General features: G+C 70.2%; 12 protein-coding genes. 8 read left to right on the plus strand and 4 right to left on the minus strand.

The genetic code is table 11. The features are described from left to right. The first annotated feature begins 419 nt into the window (after window positions 1-419). Both OHA11_RS24245 and OHA11_RS24250 read left to right on the plus strand, forming a co-directional pair. Complete coding sequence (locus OHA11_RS24245) at window positions 420-905, plus strand: VanZ family protein (protein WP_323186624.1); 486 nt, start codon at window positions 420-422, stop codon at window positions 903-905. A 637-nt stretch (window positions 906-1,542) separates the two neighbouring features. Beyond that, complete coding sequence (locus OHA11_RS24250; RefSeq protein WP_266499627.1) at window positions 1,543-2,013, plus strand: VOC family protein; 471 nt, start codon at window positions 1,543-1,545, stop codon at window positions 2,011-2,013. A 467-nt stretch (window positions 2,014-2,480) separates the two neighbouring features. Here the strand turns inward: OHA11_RS24250 and OHA11_RS24255 are convergent, their stop codons facing one another. After that, a complete protein-coding gene (locus tag OHA11_RS24255; protein ID WP_266507412.1) occupies window positions 2,481-3,800 on the minus strand; it encodes a UDP-glucose/GDP-mannose dehydrogenase family protein in 1,320 nt (439 codons plus the stop codon). A gap of 539 nt (window positions 3,801-4,339) precedes the next feature. Here OHA11_RS24255 and OHA11_RS24260 point away from each other — a divergent pair. Next, window positions 4,340-5,737: a sporulation protein gene (locus OHA11_RS24260; protein WP_266499630.1), complete on the plus strand. Its 1,398-nt coding sequence runs from the start codon at window positions 4,340-4,342 to the stop codon at window positions 5,735-5,737. A gap of 219 nt (window positions 5,738-5,956) precedes the next feature. On the opposite strand, the gene OHA11_RS24265 is transcribed toward OHA11_RS24260, so the two are convergent. The 3 genes from OHA11_RS24265 to OHA11_RS24275 all read right to left on the minus strand — a co-directional run bounded on the left by OHA11_RS24265 (window position 5,957) and on the right by OHA11_RS24275 (window position 9,240). Continuing rightward, window positions 5,957-7,114 (minus strand): sugar ABC transporter permease, encoded by a 1,158-nt coding sequence (locus OHA11_RS24265; RefSeq protein ID WP_266507414.1) that lies wholly within the window; start codon window positions 7,112-7,114, stop codon window positions 5,957-5,959. A 116-nt stretch (window positions 7,115-7,230) separates the two neighbouring features. Then, window positions 7,231-8,010: an ATP-binding cassette domain-containing protein gene (locus OHA11_RS24270; RefSeq protein WP_266499633.1), complete on the minus strand. Its 780-nt coding sequence runs from the start codon at window positions 8,008-8,010 to the stop codon at window positions 7,231-7,233. Between the two features lie 99 nt (window positions 8,011-8,109). After that, the gene (locus tag OHA11_RS24275; RefSeq protein ID WP_266499635.1) at window positions 8,110-9,240 is read right to left on the minus strand and encodes a sugar ABC transporter substrate-binding protein; all 1,131 of its coding nucleotides are present in this window, start codon (window positions 9,238-9,240) and stop codon (window positions 8,110-8,112) included. A gap of 934 nt (window positions 9,241-10,174) precedes the next feature. Between OHA11_RS24275 and OHA11_RS24280 the strand changes: the two genes are divergently transcribed. The 5 genes from OHA11_RS24280 to OHA11_RS24300 all read left to right on the plus strand — a co-directional run bounded on the left by OHA11_RS24280 (window position 10,175) and on the right by OHA11_RS24300 (window position 17,142). Further along, window positions 10,175-10,897 (plus strand): Crp/Fnr family transcriptional regulator, encoded by a 723-nt coding sequence (locus OHA11_RS24280; RefSeq protein WP_266499638.1) that lies wholly within the window; start codon window positions 10,175-10,177, stop codon window positions 10,895-10,897. A gap of 216 nt (window positions 10,898-11,113) precedes the next feature. Beyond that, on the plus strand, window positions 11,114-12,070 hold the full coding sequence (locus OHA11_RS24285; protein WP_266499640.1) for a hypothetical protein: 957 nt from the start codon (window positions 11,114-11,116) through the stop codon (window positions 12,068-12,070). After that, window positions 12,067-14,763 (plus strand): hypothetical protein, encoded by a 2,697-nt coding sequence (locus OHA11_RS24290; RefSeq protein WP_266499641.1) that lies wholly within the window; start codon window positions 12,067-12,069, stop codon window positions 14,761-14,763. Before OHA11_RS24285 ends, OHA11_RS24290 begins: the two co-directional genes overlap by 4 nt. Continuing rightward, a complete protein-coding gene (locus OHA11_RS24295; RefSeq protein WP_266499643.1) occupies window positions 14,756-16,588 on the plus strand; it encodes a hypothetical protein in 1,833 nt (610 codons plus the stop codon). Before OHA11_RS24290 ends, OHA11_RS24295 begins: the two co-directional genes overlap by 8 nt. After that, window positions 16,585-17,142: a Pycsar system effector family protein gene (locus OHA11_RS24300; RefSeq protein ID WP_266499646.1), complete on the plus strand. Its 558-nt coding sequence runs from the start codon at window positions 16,585-16,587 to the stop codon at window positions 17,140-17,142. Before OHA11_RS24295 ends, OHA11_RS24300 begins: the two co-directional genes overlap by 4 nt. The last annotated feature ends 130 nt before the right edge of the window (window positions 17,143-17,272 follow it).

A 17,272-nucleotide genomic window follows, 5' to 3' on the forward strand; every position in this document is an offset into this window, starting at 1 on the left:
GCTGGTGGATCTCCCACAAGACAGAACCCTCGCCCTCCCTCTACAACCTTCGGCCTACAACCTTCGGCAGATCTGGCGGCCGTCCGCCGGGTGCGAAGTGGCCAACGGCGAGCAGGCGGTCGTCGTACAGCCAATGGATCTTCGACAAGAAGACCCACGTCTACCTCGGCGAACGCATCGTCCAGGTGCGCGAGAACGGCGGCGACAACGGACTGATCAAGCCCGGCACGGTGCTCTACACCAGCGCCATCACCAACCGCGCCATCGTCGACGACATGAAGCAGACCCCGTCCTCATAGTCATCAGCCATCGCCCAGTTCACGGCCATGGTCCAGCTCACAGCCATCGTGCCAATTCATCGCCATCGGCCTGATTCGCCGATCATCCGCACTCGCTGATCATCCGTCGGCATACCGCGTATGACCGGCGGGCCGACGCCGACGCCGACTCTCCTTCGTACGAGGTGGCATCGACCGGAACCTCAGGTTCCGCTGTGGAATCAGATCCAGTGGGTCCCCCGGCCCGAGCCCGATCCCAGCATCCTGGCCAACGTGGTCATGCTGGTGCCGTTCGGGATGATGCTTCCCCTCCTGCAGCGGAAGGCGTCCTCGCCGGGCCGGGTCACGCTCTGGTCGGCGCTGCTCAGCCTGTCGGTCGAGATCACACAGGCCCTCCTGTACGTCGCGGCCAGCTACGGCCGGCAGATCGATGCCAACGACCTCGTCGCCAACACGCTGGGCGGCATGATCGGTTACGGCATCCTCCGCCTGGCGTGCCGTTTCCTCGCGGTGGTCGGCATCCTGAGCGCCTATGCCCTGCCGGGTTCCGCGCTCGCCCCGGCCGATGCCCGTGATGCTGCCTCGCCGTCCCCGGCGACGACCTTCAACGGGCAGGGAGCGCAATAGGCGCCGCAGGCAGGCCGTCGGCACGGCCCTGGTGGGGAAGTGTCTACTGCAATTGGGAAGGAGTGGCTGTCAGCGGAATTGTCGCGTGAGGGTGCAGATCCACGGGCTGGCTTCGTTTGGTAATGGCAAGTCAGGTAGATCCGAGCTTGATCGCAAGGCGAGCGGCGAGGGTACGGCGGGCGAGGCACGCAGAGCCGCCTCGAACGGGTCTGCCTCTGCGGCAGGCGCGGGCCCCGGCATAGACGTGGAAGCTGTGAAGCCGACCGGCACAGGGGTCGGGCTTGTCAAGGCCTACGGTACGGGGAACCGCACAACAGGCCAGGAACTGGAAAGCATCAACCGAGCCAGAACCGTCAAGGGTTGACTGAACCTAGGCATCGGTCTGCTGGGTCTGCGTCTGTCTCGGTTGATGCTTTGTGCGGTGGCCTCACCTGACGCTTGACCCAGACAGGATGTCTGGGTCAGCCGGGCCAGTGGCTGAGTGCCTTGCCCTGGGGGCAACTCGACGCGGTGGGCGAAGTCATCCCAGCGAAGGCGTCTGCTGTCCGGGAAGTCGGCGACGAGCCACCGATGAGTTCCGTCGGCCGGGACGGTCTACCACGACGTACGCAATCGAGCCACTGACTGGAGACCCACCATGACCGCTTCCGCACACCCCGGCCGCACGCTGTTCGTGAACATCCCCGTAGCGGACCTGGAGCGCAGCAAGGCGTTCTTCGCCAATCTCGGATTCAGCTTCAACCCGAAGTTCACCGACGAGACCGCCGCCTGCATGCTGGTCGGCGAGCATGCCTTCGTCATGCTGCTCAGCCGCGAGAAGTTCGCGGAGTTCGCGAAACTGCCGATGGCCGATCCCACCACGCACACGCTGGCGCTTTACTGCTTCAGCGTGTCATCCCGCGATGAGGTCGACGCGGTCAGCGCCGCCGCACTCAAGGCGGGCGCCTCCGAGGCGGATGGCGCCGAGGACTACGGCTTCATGTACTCACGCAGCTTCTTCGACCTCGACGGCCACGGCTGGCAGGTCATGTGGATGGACCCGGCGGTGCTGGAGCAGGGCCCCGAGGCGTTCGCGGCCTCGGTGCAGGACGCCGACGCACCGTCCTGACCCACTACCGCGTAAGGCACGTCGTGGGTGGTGTGGTGCAGCGCGGGTCGTACATCCGCGTTGGCGAGCAGATGACTGACCGAGACGGATCCTCAGCTGCGACCCACAGGCAATCCCGCCCGTTGTGTGACTGCCAAAGCGGTCGTCGACGGCAGCCCCACCACCTACTGACCTTGAATGCGTGATGTCGTCTGTCCGGTGTCATCGAAGTTAGTCGGTTGCGGCGCCTTGACCTGCGGCGACTAAATGGCCCATGCCCGTACGGTGGTCACCGGCGTGGTCACCGGCGCCACCCTGCACACCCTGGACCACGACCAGGGTTGTCAAGTCCTGATGCTGTTCAGAGCTCTGTTGCTCACTCAGGGACGTTAGTCATGTTGGTGGAGCATGTTGGTGGATAGCTCGTGAATGGCGGAGGCCCTGGCTGCCTCTTGCTGAAGCTGCCAGGGTCTGCTTCCCGGTGTTCCTCAGGGGCGGCCGAGGGTTCGGCAGGTCCATCCGGCGTTGCGCCAGGTGTCGGGGTTGAGGGTGCCGCGCCCGTCGATGACCTTCGGGGTGGTGACGCGGGTGGCGAGGCGGTGGGGGTCGATGTGGCTGAACTGGGGCCACTCGGTCAGGTGGAGCAGCAGGTCCGCGTCCTGGACTGCGGCGATCGGGTCGTCGGCGTAGTCGAGCTCGGGATGCAGCTTGCGGGCGTTGTCGAGGGCCTTGGGGTCGGTGACGGTGACCGTTGCGCCGAGTTCGTGGAGTCTCTGGGCGACGGCGAGGGCGGGTGAGTCGCGGATGTCGTCGGTGTTCGGCTTGAAGGCGGCGCCCCAGATGGTGATCCGCTTGCCGGTGAGGTCGCCGTCGCACTGTTCGCGGGCGAGGTCGATCATGCGCTCGCGGCGCCGGTTGTTGATGGCGTCGACCTCTCGGAGGATGGTCAGGGCCTGGTCCACGCCGAGTTCGCCGGCGCGGGCCATGAAGCCGCGGAGGTCCTTGGGCAGGCAGCCGCCGCCGAAACCGAGGCCGGGCCGCATCCCGCGCCGTCCGATGCGGACGTCGTGGCCGAGGATGTCGGCGAGTTGGCCGACATCGGCGCCGGAGGCTTCGCAGACCTCTGCCATCGCGTTGATGAAGGAGATCTTCGTGGCGAGGAAGGCGTTCGCGGAGGACTTCGCGAGCTCGGCTGTGGCCCAGTCGGTGACGATCGTCGGGGTCCCTGCTTCGATGATCCTGGCGAAGCACTGCCGCAGGATCGCTTCGGCCCAGGAGTGTCCGGAGTTGAAGCCGAGGACGAGCCGGTCGGGGTGGAGGGTGTCCTCGACGGCGGACGATTCGCGCAGGAACTCAGGGTTCCAGGCGACTTCGACGGCGTCCCCGGCGGGGGCGAACTCGTGGAGGAGGTCGCGGACGCGGGGTGCGGTGCCGACCGGGACGGTGGACTTCACCGCGACCACGGCCGGGTTGTGCAGACGTGGTGCGAGCTGGCGTACCGCGCTGAACAAGTGGGTGAGGTCGTAGCCCGTCTCGCCGGGTCGCTGAGGGGTTCCGACGCCGATGAAGTGCAGGTCGCCGAAGGCGGCGGCTTCCGCATAGGAGGCGGTGAACCGCAGCCGCCCCGAGTTGGTGTGCTTGGTCAGCAAGTCGTCGAGGTCGCGTTCGACGAACGGGGCCTTGCCGGAGTTGAGGACGTGGACCTTGTCCAGGTCGGCGTCCATGCCGAGGACGTCGTGGCCGAGTTCGGCCATGCAGGCCGCGTGGGTGGCGCCGAGGTAGCCGCAGCCGATGACGGTGAGCTTCACGAAGGTGTCCTTCCAGGTGGGGCAGCCGCCCGGCGACCCCGTGGAGGACGCGGTCAGGCGGGCCGGGCGGTCAGACAGCGAGTGATCCCGTCCCGGATGAACGGCGGGATCGTGAGGATGCGACTGCGAGACGCCCATCGCGCCGACCGTGCGCTTGTGCCGGGAGGCGTCGCCTCCGGCCAGTCCTGCGATTCCGCACATCTGGTTCACCCCCGAGGGTGGTTGGGACGCCTTGGCGGCGGTCACCACCGGAAGGAGATCTCTCCGGTTCCGGCGGTGGCCCGGACCTTCATCACAGCGGTCGCGAGGAAGACCGGGCAGGGCTCGCAAGGGGGCTCACAACTCGCATGCGTGGTTCACCGCGGGCCCAGAGGCAATACCCTCGGTGACCCAACACGCGGGATGCGTACGGCTCTTCGTACTCGGCAGACATCGCGTACGGACGGACGTGCTCAGCGGCCGTCGCGTGCCACTTCTGGGCTCGATTCGAGTACGGCCTCGCGTGCGCAATGCTCCAGTACCTGGTCAAGGGGGACGTCGTGGCATCGACCGTCCGCCGGCCCCGCCCGCCCAACGCGGACCTGGCCCGGCTCATCGACGCCTGCGGTGCGAGCCACAAGTCCCTGGCTCACCGCGTCAACCAGCTCGCTCGCGAAGCCGGGACGGAGAAGGACTACTCACATACCTCCGTCGCGAACTGGGTCCGGCGCGGCATGACGCCGAAATGGCCGGTGCCGAAGCTGTTGGCCCAGGCCATCGGCGAGAGACTGGGCCGGCCCGTCCATCTCACCGAGATCGGTATGGGCGAGGCGGAGACACCTGACGCGAACATGGGGTTGGATTTCCCGCGGAATCCCGCCGACGCCATCCGCGTCGCCACTTCGTTCTGGAGCTCCGTGAACCGCCGCGACTTCCTCACCACCGGCACCTCCGGCTTCGCCGTGTCCGCGTTCACCACGCCCGTCACCCGATGGCTGGTCAACCCCGCCGACGACACCGCGGACCACCAGGGCGGCCGGCAGGTCGGCCGCACCGACCTCGACGAACTGCGCGAGGCCGCCGACCACGCCCGCCACTGGGACTCCAAATACGGCGGTGGGAACTGGAAAGCCAACTCCGTCACCGACTGCCTCGAACACCGGGCCTCCCCACTCCTGCAAGGCTCTTTCTCCGATGAGATCGGCCGCGAACTCTTCTCCGTCACCGGTGAGTTGTCCCGGCTCGCGGGCTGGACGGCCTTCGACGTCGGCCAGCACGAAGCCGCGCAGCGGCACTTCATCCAGGCCCTCCGCCTCGCCCGCGCGGGCGGCGACGTCCAGCTCGGCTGCTATGTCCTGACCACCATGGCCATGCAGTCACTCCTGCGCGGCTTCGCGAGCGAGGCCGTCGATATGGCCCAGGGCGCCTTCGAGCGGGCCAAGGGCCAGACGGCACCGAGGGTGCTGGCGTTCACCAAACTCATCGAGGCACGGGCTCACGCCCGCGAGAACGCCCCCCGGGCCGCCTCACGGGCGCTGGCTGCCTCCGAGGACCTCCTGGGCCAGGCGAAGGAGGACAGTGGCGACGAGCCCGCGTGGATCGACTTCTATCACCACGCCCGCCTCTCCGCCGACGCCGCCGAGGTCTTCCGCGACCTGAAGAACCCCAAGGCCGCCCTCGCCTGGAACAAGCGGGCCGCCGCCATGCCGACCGGAGCGTTCACCCGCTCCGTCGGCATGCGCCTCGCCATCGTCGGAACGGCCCACCTTCAGGCCCGCGACCTCGACCACGGCCTCGAACTCGGCAACCGGTCCGTCGACATCCTCGCCCGTGTCCAGTCCACCCGAGCCCTGGACTACGTCCGTGAATTCAACACCGCCCTCGCTCCTTGGCGCCGCGAGCCGGCTGTCCGCCAGTTCATCCACCGGACGAGGAAGGAACTCGGCGTCGCAGCCTGATGAATCCAGGATCAGGTCTCACCGGTCCACGGACCCGAACCCCTTGATCCCGGCCGCCGTTGACGCCGTACGCGAGGCGGCATCGGAGTTCGTCCGCTGGACGACCGAAGCATTCGGCGTACGAGTCGACTCCCCACTTGCGACGCTCCCGGCCCGAGCCGGGGCTCGACTTCATGACCAGCTCGGGCCGGGTGACCCGGCATCCCTATCCCTCACCCCTCAAGCCCGCCCCCGCGACTCCCCCGCCCGCCGTGCCAGTGAGTCGAAGACCACCGCGGTGAGCAGCACTCCGCCCGTGATCATGAACTGGACCGCGGGTTCGACTCCCAGTAGGGCCATGCCCGAGGCGATCGACTGGATGATGAGTACGCCCAGCAGGGCGGACCAGGTCGTGCCGTGGCCGCCGAACAGGCTGGTGCCGCCGATTACGGCCGCGGCGATGGCGTTGATCAGGAGCATGCCGGAGCCCGGGACCTGGGTCGCCGAGGAGAGGCGGGACGCCACGAACAGGCCGCCGACCGCGGCCAGGGTGCCCGACACCAGGAACACCGCGATCCGGACGCGTGCCACATCGACGCCGGACCGCCGGGCCGCCTCCGCGCCGCCGCCCAGTGCGAGGACCTGTCGGCCGTAGGTCGTGCGGCGCAGGAAGAGGTCCGAGACGACGATGACGCCGAGGAAGATCAGGAGTGCCAGCGGCAGGCCCTCGAACCGGCCCAGTACGTACACGACGGCGAACGCGATCACCGCGACGAGCGCCGTGCGTGCCCAGATCTCGCCCACCGGCCGGTACGGCATTCCGGCGGCGCCGCGGCGTCTGCGGTCGTGGTACGAGACGAGGAGGTACGCGGCGGTGCCGAGCGCCGCCAGGCCGTAGGTGACCGCAGCGGCGCTGAAGTAGCGGCTGGTCAGCATGGCGACCAGCCCGTCCTCGCTGAAGTTGATGGACGTCTCAGGGCCCAGCAGGTAGAGCATCAGGCCGTTCCAGGCCAGCAGGCCCGCGAGGGTGACGACGAACGCGGGTACGCCGATTCTCGCGAAGAAGAACCCCTGCGTGGCCCCGGTGGCCGTACCGCAGATCACCGCGATGAGCACGGCGAGCCATTCCGGCATGCCGAGGTTCACGTTGAGCGTCGCGAACACCGCGCCCGCCAGGCCGGCGACCGAGCCCACCGACAGGTCGATCTCGCCGATCAGCAGCACGAAGACGATGCCGACGGCGATCATGCCGGTCCCGACGATGTCCACGCTGAGCACGGACAGGTTGCGTGGCGAGAGGAAGTTGTCGTTGAGGCTCTGGAAGACCGTCCAGGTCACGGCGAGAGCGAGCAGGGCCGGGGCCGGGCCGAGCTCACCTCGGTGAAGTCTGCGGCGCACCCAACCGGTGCCCGCTCCGGTCCCACCGGCCTCCGCCCCGGTCCCACCGGCGTCTGCCCCGGTCCCACCGGCGTCCGCCCCGCTCCCACCGGTGCCCGCCCCGGTCCTCTTCCACCTCACGGCCATGCCTCCTCCGGGCGGGTCGGGCGGTGGCCGGCGGCGTTGTCCGACGCGCCGGTGATGGAGGAGATGATCTGTTCCTGGGAGGTGGTGTTCACGTTGAAGAGGCCGTTGTTGCGGCCCAGACGCAGGACGGCGACCCGGTCGGCGACCGCCTTGATGTCACCCATGTTGTGGCTGATCAGGAGCACTCCGGCGCCCCGGTCGCGCACCTGCTCGATGAGGTCGAGGAGCTGATTGGTCTGCGCGATGCCCAGGGAGGCGGTGGGCTCGTCGAGCAGGAGCAGCCTGGGCGCGCTGACGAACGAGCGGGTGATCGCGACGACCTGCCGCTGGCCGCCGGACAGGGTGGCGAGCGGTGCGCGTACGTCGGGGATACGGATGGACAGGGTCTGTAGGAGCTCGCGGGTGCGGCGCTCCATCTCCACCTCGTCGAGGATGCCGAACCGGTGGATCTCCCGGCCGAGGTAGAGGTTGCCGACGACGTCGAGGTTGCCGCACATCGCGAGGTCCTGGTAGACGGTCGCGATCCCGAGGGCCCGGGCGTCCTGGGGACGCTTGATCTGGACGGCACTGCCCTGCCACTCGATGACGCCCTTGTCGGCGGGAGCGACCCCCGAGATCACCTTTACCAGGGTGGACTTTCCGGCGGCGTTGTCGCCGACCAGGGCGACCACCTCCCCGGCCCTGATCTCCAGCTCCACGTCCACCAGCGCCTGGACGGCGGCGAAGCGCTTGGAGACGCCGCGCAACGCCAGCAGGGGCTGAACCGGCACGGGCCACCTCCTTCCACCTTCGGGGAACGCCTGTCCTTCGGGGAAACTCGTCCTTCGGGGAACGCTCTCTTCGCGGAAAGCTCGTCCTTCAGGGACCGCTCATGGGGTGAGTCCGGCCTTGTCGCAGGCGGACCGGAGCTTCGGCGTACATATCTGGTTGATCGTGTACAGACCATCCTTTACCAGCGTGTTCTTGATGTTGCCGACGGTCACCGACACCGACGGGAGCAGGACCGCGGGGATGTCCTTGGTGGTGGCGCTGTCGACGGTGCCGGTGGCGATGGACTCGACCGTCTCCCCGCGCCCCAGGGCGACGGCCATCTCGACGGCGGCGTCGGCCGCGGGCTTGAAGGGTTTGTAGACGGTCATGTACTGCTCGCCCGCGACGATGCGTCGTACGGCCGGGAGGTCGGCGTCCTGGCCGGTGACCGGGGGCAGCGGCCTGACTCCCGTGGCCTCGAAGGCGGAGATCACGGCTCCGGCGAGGCTGTCATTGGCGGCCAGAACGCCGTCGATGTTGCCCGCGCCCAGGGCGGCGATGGCGCCGGTCATGTTCACGTAGGCGTTCTCCGGCCGCCATCCGACGGTGTCGTACGACTTGCCGATCTTCACCTTGCCGTCGAGGACGGAGAGTGCGCCCCGCTTGAACCAGCCGGCATTGGGATCGATCGTGGCGCCGTTCATCATGACGATCTGGCCGCCGTTCGCCTTCGCGCCCATGGCCTTCAGGAGCCCCTCGCCCTGGAGCCTGCCGACCGTCGCTCCGTCGAAGGTGACGTAACCGGAGATCGGGCCCTGCGCGAGCCGGTCATAGGCGACGACCGGGATACCGGCCCGGTGCGCGGCCTCGATCGACGAGCGCAGCGCCGTGGGGTCGACGACGGCGATGATCAGGACGTCCACACCCCTGGCGATCATGGCGTCGAGCTGCTGTCGCTGGACCGTCGGTTCAAGTGTGGCGGCGACGTTCGCTGCCGGGCAGTCCGGGCACAGCTCCTTCAGCCTCTTCTCGATCAGAGGCCTGTCGAACTGCCCGAAGCGCGAGGCTCCGCCACCCGGGAGCAGCAGGCCGACGGTGAGGCTGTCGTCGCCGCCCCCAGAGCCCCCACCGCCCCCGCTGTCCCCGCCGCAGGCCCCGGTCAGGGCCAGACCGGCGGCCACCGTGACCGCCACGGACACACGGATGAGGGACCTGCACTTCACGGCCCGAAGGCTGACACCGAGACCCATTGTCGGTTCCTTAGGAAAATTTGTCCGAGATTACCCCGTAATAGGCTCTTAGTGCCAAGCGTAACCAAGCTGTCTGTGTCGGCCTGGTCGGGTTCGGCCGCCTGCCCGGCCGACCGCCTGTCCAGCAGTCCGCCCGGCCGCCCGCCGGTCCGTCCGCCCGTCCGGCCTCGGCGGCAAGGTCGGCCATCCGTTCGTGCGTCGAGTGGATGGCCGGGGTCGGTTCCCGTAGTCACGGGAAGGTCTTCTGGTGGCGTGCCGTGCCCGCAGTCGCGCCTCGCGGGGCTGCGGTGGGGTGGTGGAGTGCCTGCTCGTGAGCTCATGGCCCGAGTCGTTTCCGCCGTTGCGTCCGTCCGCCCGTACGGCCCTGGCGATGGCTCGCCGCGTCGTAACTCCGGTTCAACTCCGGTATGCGCTCGCGGAGTTGTGTGCTCGGGAAGCGTCAGCTGTTGTCCGTCCGTGCCGAGGGTGGAATTCGGTGGGCGGCGGCCGGGGTGCCGATTCCGACCGCCGGAGGGGGTGGTCCTGGCGGGCCGGTGAGTCGCGCCGGCTCCTCGTCCCGCGGGCCCCTCCCGGCCTGCCGAGCCCCTCACGTCGCCCCCACCTCCTCCTCACCCCCTTCACAGGGCAAACCCGAGTTTTCGCCAACTCACCCGCCGGTGAGCGATGTCCCGTGCCGAGTCGGCTCCTCGTTCGAGTGCCGGGTTCTGACCTCACGATCGTTCGCCCGGATGGGCGCAGCGGGCGTACGACCTGCGATGGGCGTCGGTGGCGGAGTGTGACGGAGATGTGGGCCGGAGGGCGACCTACCTGGCATTCCGCAATTACCGGTCAGTACACCTGGTGTGGCGCAAATCACTCGGTGCAAAACTTCGCTCTGTCACCATCAACACCCACCAAAAATCCAGGTGTCCGGACTGCAGCGGGGGGACCGGTCATGGGGCTGCTCGGCAATGAGCTGGCGTTCGCGCGTGCTCTGACCGCCCAGGAGCGCGAGAGCGTCATGGCCCTCGGCAATCAAAAGCGCTATGAGGCCGATGCCCATCTCCTGACAGAGGGTGACCGGTCCAGTCACGTCTTGATCATAATTCGGGGGTGGGTGACCGTATCCGTGGCAACGGACCGTGGGGCCACCCGGCTGATACTCGGCCTGCGCGGCCCGGGTGAACTGCTCGGTGAGATGGCCGCGTTGGATCCGCATCCGCGCAGCGCCACCGTGCGCGCGCTGGGTCCCATAGAGGCCCAGGTCATATCCGGGGACGCGTTCCGGCGTTTCCTCGCCCTGAATCCCCGGGTCAGCGGACTGGTGATACGCCAGCTCACCTTCCGGCTCCGCAGCGCCGACCAGGAACGTTCCGCGCTCGCCTCCCTCACGGTGTTGCAGCGCCTGGCCAGCCGGCTCACCGAACTGTCGGGGCCCGAAACCGTCGGCCCCTACACCCCGGCCGCGGCGGGCCCTTCGAGAGGCCCCACGACCGCGGGCCCCATCGTCCAGCTGGCCCAGGACGAGCTGGCCGCCACGATAGGGGCCACCAGGGAAGCCGTCGCCAAGGCCCTGCGCCTCCTGCGCACCCAGCACGTCGTGCGCACCGGCAACCGCATGGTCGAGATCCTCGATCCCGCCCTGCTCGCCCTTCTCGCGGACGGCCATCAGGAGTAAACCCCCGCCCCGCCGTGTGTAAACGGCTACAGACGTCCTCCGCCCAGGGCCCGACGCTGAGGGGGGACGGACCTGGCGGGACGCACCGCCTCTTCGACCGGACGGACCGCCCTTTCGACAGGCGGACCGCCTCTTCGGCAGGACGAACGACCTTTTCGGCAGGACGAACGACCTTTTCGGCAAGCGGACAGAAACAGAGCATGCAGGGGGGCATGGGTGAACCACGACGTTCCGGAACTCACCGAAGCGCACTACGAGTTGGTGATCAGCGTCGACGCCAGACGTTCCGGCGCCTATGACGACGCGGACAAGCCGCGGATGCGCGACCGCATCTACCGGGTGCTGGAGACGGCGTTCACCCACGCCAAGGTGGCGCGGGACGCCGTCCACATGGAGGACCGCGGCGACGGCGTGCTGCTGTCGGTCGCGGGCCGGATCGCGGCGAGCCGGCTGCTCGGGCTGTGGCTGATCGAGGCGCACGAGAAGCTGCGGGACGAGAACCGCGGTCTGGCCGTACCGCTCGGGCTGCGCATCGGCATGAACGTCGGTCCGGTCCGGCACGACGGCCGGGGTATCAGCGGTCGCGCCGTCGACCTCGCCTGCCGGCTGGCCGACTCTCCCGTCGCCCGTGAACTCCTCGACGCCGAGAAGGCCGACCTCGTGCTGGTGACCTCCCAGTCCCTGTACGAGGAGGTGGTCAGCAGCGGCGGCAAGTTCATCGAGCCCGCGCACTACTCCTCGGCCCGGCTGGAGCTCAAGGAGGGCGAGGTCACCGCCTGGTTCCACCTGCCCGGACGGCTCGCTCCGGAGATTCCTCAGGCCGCAGCAGCAGGGGCAGCAGCAGAGGCAGCAGCAGGGGCCTCGGCACCGGCCGTGACACCAGCGACGGCAGTGGCACCCGCTTCGCCTTCGCCGTCACCAGCCGCTGCCGACGAGGCCAGCGAGGCCGACGAAGCCGACGACAGCGATGACTTCGAGGACCTCGGCGACACCATGTCCGGCCACCGGCCCGGCCCCGCCGGCGCCCGCGCCCGCTACACCGTCCACGGCGACATGTCCCAGCACCACGACAACGTCTACCGGGCCCCCGTACACATCGGCCGGACCACCGACAAGGGCACTGACAACGGCACCGACCACGGCACCCAGCAGGAGAAGGGCCGAGCCGAGTGAGCGACGACGAGCAGGCGGGCGGCGCGGCCGACGACGCCCCCGAGAAGCCGGCCGAGGGCCGGTCGCCCGACGCCGACCACAAGAGGTCCGGGGACGACAAGAGGCAGGACCGGGACGGCAGGAAGGCCAAGGACGACGACCGGTCCCGCGACGACGAGGGCAAGGGCGGCGACGGGAAGTCGTCCGAGGCCGACGCTGAGGCCGAATCCGAGGCCGCGGAGAAAGAGCGCGAGCAGGAGAAGGAACGGGAGAGGGAGCGGGAGCGCGCCGCCGGGCGGTTCAAGGAACGTACCCGGGATCCCCTCGACGAGCAGGGGGAGGACGGGCCCACCGATCTCGCCGCCGCCGCGCGGACGCGCCGCGCCACCCGGCAGTTGTTCGACGTCCGCCGGGACCTGATCAGCTTCGCCCACTCGCAGCTCCAGAGCGCCCACATCGGCGACAACATCAACCTGCTGCTGGGCTCCCGCCTGCCCGGTGCGGGCATGCGCAGCGGACCCGTGCCCGACGAGGAACTGCGCAGGCTCCGCCGGGTCCACGTGGAGCCACAGGGGTACGTACGACTGCGCAAAGCGCTCCGCTCCCGGCGGCTGCTGGTGCTCGGGGCCGCGCCGGGCACCGGACGTACGAGTACGGCGCTCTCGCTCCTCGACGAGGTCACCACCGCCGCGGCGGACGGGACGGACGCGGAGCCCGCGGCCGGACCCCGCGTGCTGCGGGTCGATCCGGACGGCGGGGTACGGCAGTTGGCCGCGTCGCTGGACGAGCCGCGGGGCGGGGAGGGCGAGGAGGCCCGGCGCGGTACCGGGTATCTGCTGGAGCTGTCCCTCACCCGGCCCGGTGTGCTGCCCCCGGACGAGATGGACCTCGACGAGCTCGCCGCGGCCCTGGCCCGCCGCGAGGCCTTCGCGGTGATCGTCGTGGCGGTGGGCTCGGCGGCGAATCCGCTGCTCGCCGGGCGGTACGGCATGCTATGCCCGCCCGCGCCCACCGGGGAACTGCTCGCCACCCGGCTGCGGGAGCGGCTGGAGGACCGTGCCGCCGAAGCCGAGGCACGGGCGGACGAGGCCGGGGAGGACGAGGCGGGAGAAGGCGAGACCTCGCTGGACGAGCTGCTGGCCCGCGCGGCCGAGCTCGCGGACCGGGCCGAGGTCAAGGACGCGGTCGGGCTGAAGGATCTGCGCCCCGCCGAGGCCGAGTTGCTCGCGTCGCTGCTCGCCGGGCATGTGCTGGGGGACGGCTCGTACGAGGGTCTGCTCGCCAGCTGCCGCAGCCTCGCCGCCGGGCAGGCGCAGGAGTGGTTCGCCGGAGTGGACCGGACGCTGACGGCGCCCCGGACCGAGACGGAGCGGACGGACGGGAAGGCGGGACGGCCGGACACGGCGACGCTGTTCCACCCGGTGGCGTTCCGGATCGCGCTGGCCGTGCTCGGCGGGGCCTCCTACAGTGCCGTGGCCACCGCCGCGCACCTGCTGACCTGGGAACTGTCCGTCCAGTCCGACCCGGACAACACACCGGCCCGCCCGCTGTTCTGCGACGACCCGGAAGCCGATCGGGCGCTCTCGCGCGCCGAGGTGGTCGACGGCAAGGTCGAGGTGGCCGGGCACGACGTACCGGCCCGGCTGATCTGGTACCGGGGTTCCGCCCTGCCGTCCGCGGTGCTGACCGAGCTGTGGGACCGGCACTTCCCGGTCCGGGCGCCGGTGGTGCGCTGGCTGCGGCTGCTGGCGGACGATCCGCGCTCCCAGGTGTGGATGCGTGCTGCGGTCGCCGCCGGGGAGCTGTGCGTACGGGACTTCGACCACGGCTATACGGAGCTGGTGCGGCCGCTCGCCGAGGCGGCCACGGCCCGTCGGCGGATCTTCGCGGCCACCACCATGGACCAGGCCGCCGGTCATGACTCGCACCGCCGGACGGTGCACAAGCTGGTCGGCGACTGGAGCAGGAACGGCACCAAGTCGCTGCGCTGGACGGCGGCGATGGCGCTGGGCTACGGCAGCGCCGCGGCCACGACCGACGACGCCCTGGACGCGCTGGCCCGGATCGGGGTGCGTGACGACGGGGAGCAGCTGGCGGTCGCCTCCTTCAACGTCGTACGGCTGCTGGCGCTGCTGGACGCCGAGGAGGTGCTGGCGCGGATGGGCGAGTGGACCCACCACAAGCGCGAGCCGTACCAGGACCTGGGCCTGGTGACCACCGTCCGGATGGCGCTGACCACCGTGGAGGAGGTGCTGACGGACGACCCAGACTCCCCGTTGGGCGGCCCCGACTCGCCGTTGGGCGACCGCGGTGACTGGCCGCTGCCGCTCGCCCTCGCCGCCGTCCGGCCCGAACTGGCGGGCCCCATGGCCGACTTGATGTGGACCGCGATGAACACGGCGCGGTCGAAGGACGTGGCGATGGACGCGCTGGAGACGCTCCTGCGGTCGGCCGTGCGCAAGGACGGCACCGAGTGGACCCGGCCGGGACTGGCGGCCCTGCTGCCCGCGCTGGCGACCGACGAGCACGACCGGCGGCGGCTGGACTGGCTGCTGCGCCGAATGATGAACGACCCGGAGAAGCCGTTCCCCGACGCGATGGCACGCGACCTGTGGTGGCTCGCCGTCGCGACGGACGAGCGCGCGCGCCTGGAACGGCCGCGCCAGGGGAGGCCGCGCCGGGATGGGACGCGCGAGGAGGAGAGCTATGTCTGAGGACGAGGACGAGGCGGCGGGCGCGGCGGAGGAGGCGCCCGCGGCCTCGGGGCCCGCGGGTCCGTTCCTGAAGGACTACAACACGCTGACGGACGGCCTTCCGCGGGTGAGCCCCCGGTCGGCGCTGGTGCAGTTCTACCGCAACGGCGGCTACAGCGTCATCAAGGCATCCGGCGTCCAGCACGTCGAGAAGCGGGCGCTGGCGAGGCCGCACAGCATCTGCGAGATCGCGCTCGGCACCTATGTGACGCCGCTGCAGATGGAGTTGCCGGCCGCCGGCGGCACCACCTTCTTCAAGGCCGAGGTGGACATCGAGTGGCGCGTGACCGATCCCCATCTGGCCGCCCTTGAGGTGGTGACCGATGTCGCCAACCGGCTCACCTCCCCGGTGCTGGAGCGGCTGTGCGAGGTCACCACGACCTACCGGGTGAACGAGGCCGAGGCGGCCAACCGCGCCATCACGCGTGAGTGCGTCGGCGGTCGCTGGGCCGACCTGGGCTCCGAACTCGGCCTGCGGGTACGGCTGTACGTCCGGCTGCGGGTGGACGACCGGACCATCGAGCACGCCGACGAGGAGCGGGACGCGCACGCCCAGGCCAAGGTGACCCGGCTGCGGCAGGAGTCGTTCCGGCGCATGCTCCAGGGCGGGGAGCTGGAGCAGCTCAGCTTCATGCTGGCCGCCGATCCGGAGGGGGCCAAGGACTTCCTGGAGAAGATCCGCCAGGAGGGCAGGCAGGACGAGAAGGACCGGGTCGCCCGGCTCTTCGCCATGGCCTCCCGGGGTGAACTCGCCACCGTCGACGTGGAGACCCAGGTCCTGAACCTCCTCAACCAGGGCGTCGGCAGGCCGATGGTGGGGCCCATCGGGACGGTGCCCGCCCGTCGGGAGCCCCGGCAGCTGGAGCCGTCCGCCGACCGCCCGTTCAACCCGGACTGGGCATCGGACGAACCGCCCCGGCGACGGCCCCACCGGGCGGAGCCCTCCAGGGGCGAGCCCGACCGCCAAGAGGCCGGCAGCCAGGGGGCCAGCCGCCGGGGGTCTGACGGCCGGGGGTCCGACGGTCGAGGGTCTGACGGCCGGGGGATCGACGGTCGAGGGTCTGACGGCCGGGGGATCGACCGCCAAGAGTCCGACCGGAGGGGGCCGTACCCGGGAGACGACGCCGGATATGACTCCGAATACGACGCCGGGTACGACGCCGGGTACGACGAACCACGCTCCCGCGCGCGACGGCAGGCCTATCGACCGGAGCCTCACCGGCCGGAGTCCCAGCGTTCGGAGTCCCAGCGTTCGGAGTCCCAGCGTTCGGAGTCCCAGCGGTCCGAGTCCCACCGTTCGGACCGCTATCAGCCGGAGCCCTATCGGGCGGATGCCCCGCGCCCAGGAGACGACGCCGCGTACGACGGACCGCGTTCCCGGGACCGGCAGCAGGCCCGCCGGCCCGAGTCGGACTACGGGTACGACGAGCCGCGTTCCCGTGATCGGCGCCCGCCGCAGCGGCCCGAGCTCTACTCGGGAGCGGACTCCGAGGACGACCGGCCACGGTCCCGCACGCGGCGCGAGACCTACCGGCCGGAGCCGTACGAGCCGCGCGACGACCGGCGCGAAGACCGGCGCGACGACCCGCGCGACGGCGCCGCGTACGACGGGTCGCGCGCCCCCGCCCGGCGCGACACCTATCAGCCCGAGCCTCGCCGACCCGAGGCCTACCAGCCCGAGCCCTACTACCCGGACGACCGCCTCGGACAGGCGGAGGAGCCGCCGCGTCGCCGTAGACGTTCCGAGGACGACGGATGGTCCTGGACGGAAGAAGAGGACCGATGACCGCCGACGGTGCGGCGTCGGCACGGACCTCCCCCGACCTCGTCGTGCCCGCGCCGGACGGGGGTCTGCGCGGGCACGACAGGTCGGGGGAGCGCATGGCCGAACGCCTGTTGAGCACGGCCCGGGAGGACCTCGGCCGGGCCGACTCCAAGGCGGCCGTGCTGCTGTCGGGGACGCTCGCGCTGCCCGCGTTCCTGGTCGGGTGGCACGGCAGCCCCGGCTGGGACGGGCTCCGCGACGTGACGCTGGTCCTCGCCGGTGTGCTCTGGGCCGTCGCGGTGACCGCACTGGTCGGGGCGCTGTTGCCGCGTACCGGCACGAACCGCGGCCGGGACGGGGTGACGTACTTCGGTGATCTGGTGGCGCCCCTCGACCTCGCGGGGCTGTCCGCCCGGATGACCGAGGCCGCGCGCGATCCCGCCGAGTGGCTGCTCGTCCAGGCCGTGGACGCCAGCTCGATCCTGTCCGCCAAGTACCGGGCCATCCGCTGGGGAGTGGGCTCGCTCGCCCCGTCGGCGGCACTGGCCCTGGTCTGGGGTCTGACCGCGCGCTGACACACGGCCGGCCGACCCGCACCACACACGAAAACGCAGAGAACGCGAAAACGAACACGAACACGAACACGAACCGAGAATCGGGGGACGCCGTGGGAAGAGTCACGGACAGACGGCAATCAGGAAGGGG

It is taken from the genome of Streptomyces sp. NBC_00878 (genome assembly GCF_026341515.1).
In the GTDB taxonomy this organism is placed as follows: Bacteria; Actinomycetota; Actinomycetes; order Streptomycetales; family Streptomycetaceae; genus Streptomyces.

What these genes read in the sequence shown, in the direction of transcription:
- OHA11_RS24295 (WP_266499643.1), top strand. Translation starts at nt 14,756, where the DNA reads ATGTCTGAGGACGAGGACGAGGCGGCGGGCGCGGCGGAGGAGGCGCCC.
- OHA11_RS24250 (WP_266499627.1), top strand. Translation starts at nt 1,543, where the DNA reads ATGACCGCTTCCGCACACCCCGGCCGCACGCTGTTCGTGAACATCCCC.
- OHA11_RS24280 (WP_266499638.1), top strand. Translation starts at nt 10,175, where the DNA reads ATGGGGCTGCTCGGCAATGAGCTGGCGTTCGCGCGTGCTCTGACCGCC.
- OHA11_RS24300 (WP_266499646.1), top strand. Translation starts at nt 16,585, where the DNA reads ATGACCGCCGACGGTGCGGCGTCGGCACGGACCTCCCCCGACCTCGTC.
- OHA11_RS24245 (WP_323186624.1), top strand. Translation starts at nt 420, where the DNA reads ATGACCGGCGGGCCGACGCCGACGCCGACTCTCCTTCGTACGAGGTGG.
- OHA11_RS24275 (WP_266499635.1), bottom strand. Translation starts at nt 9,240, where the DNA reads ATGGGTCTCGGTGTCAGCCTTCGGGCCGTGAAGTGCAGGTCCCTCATC.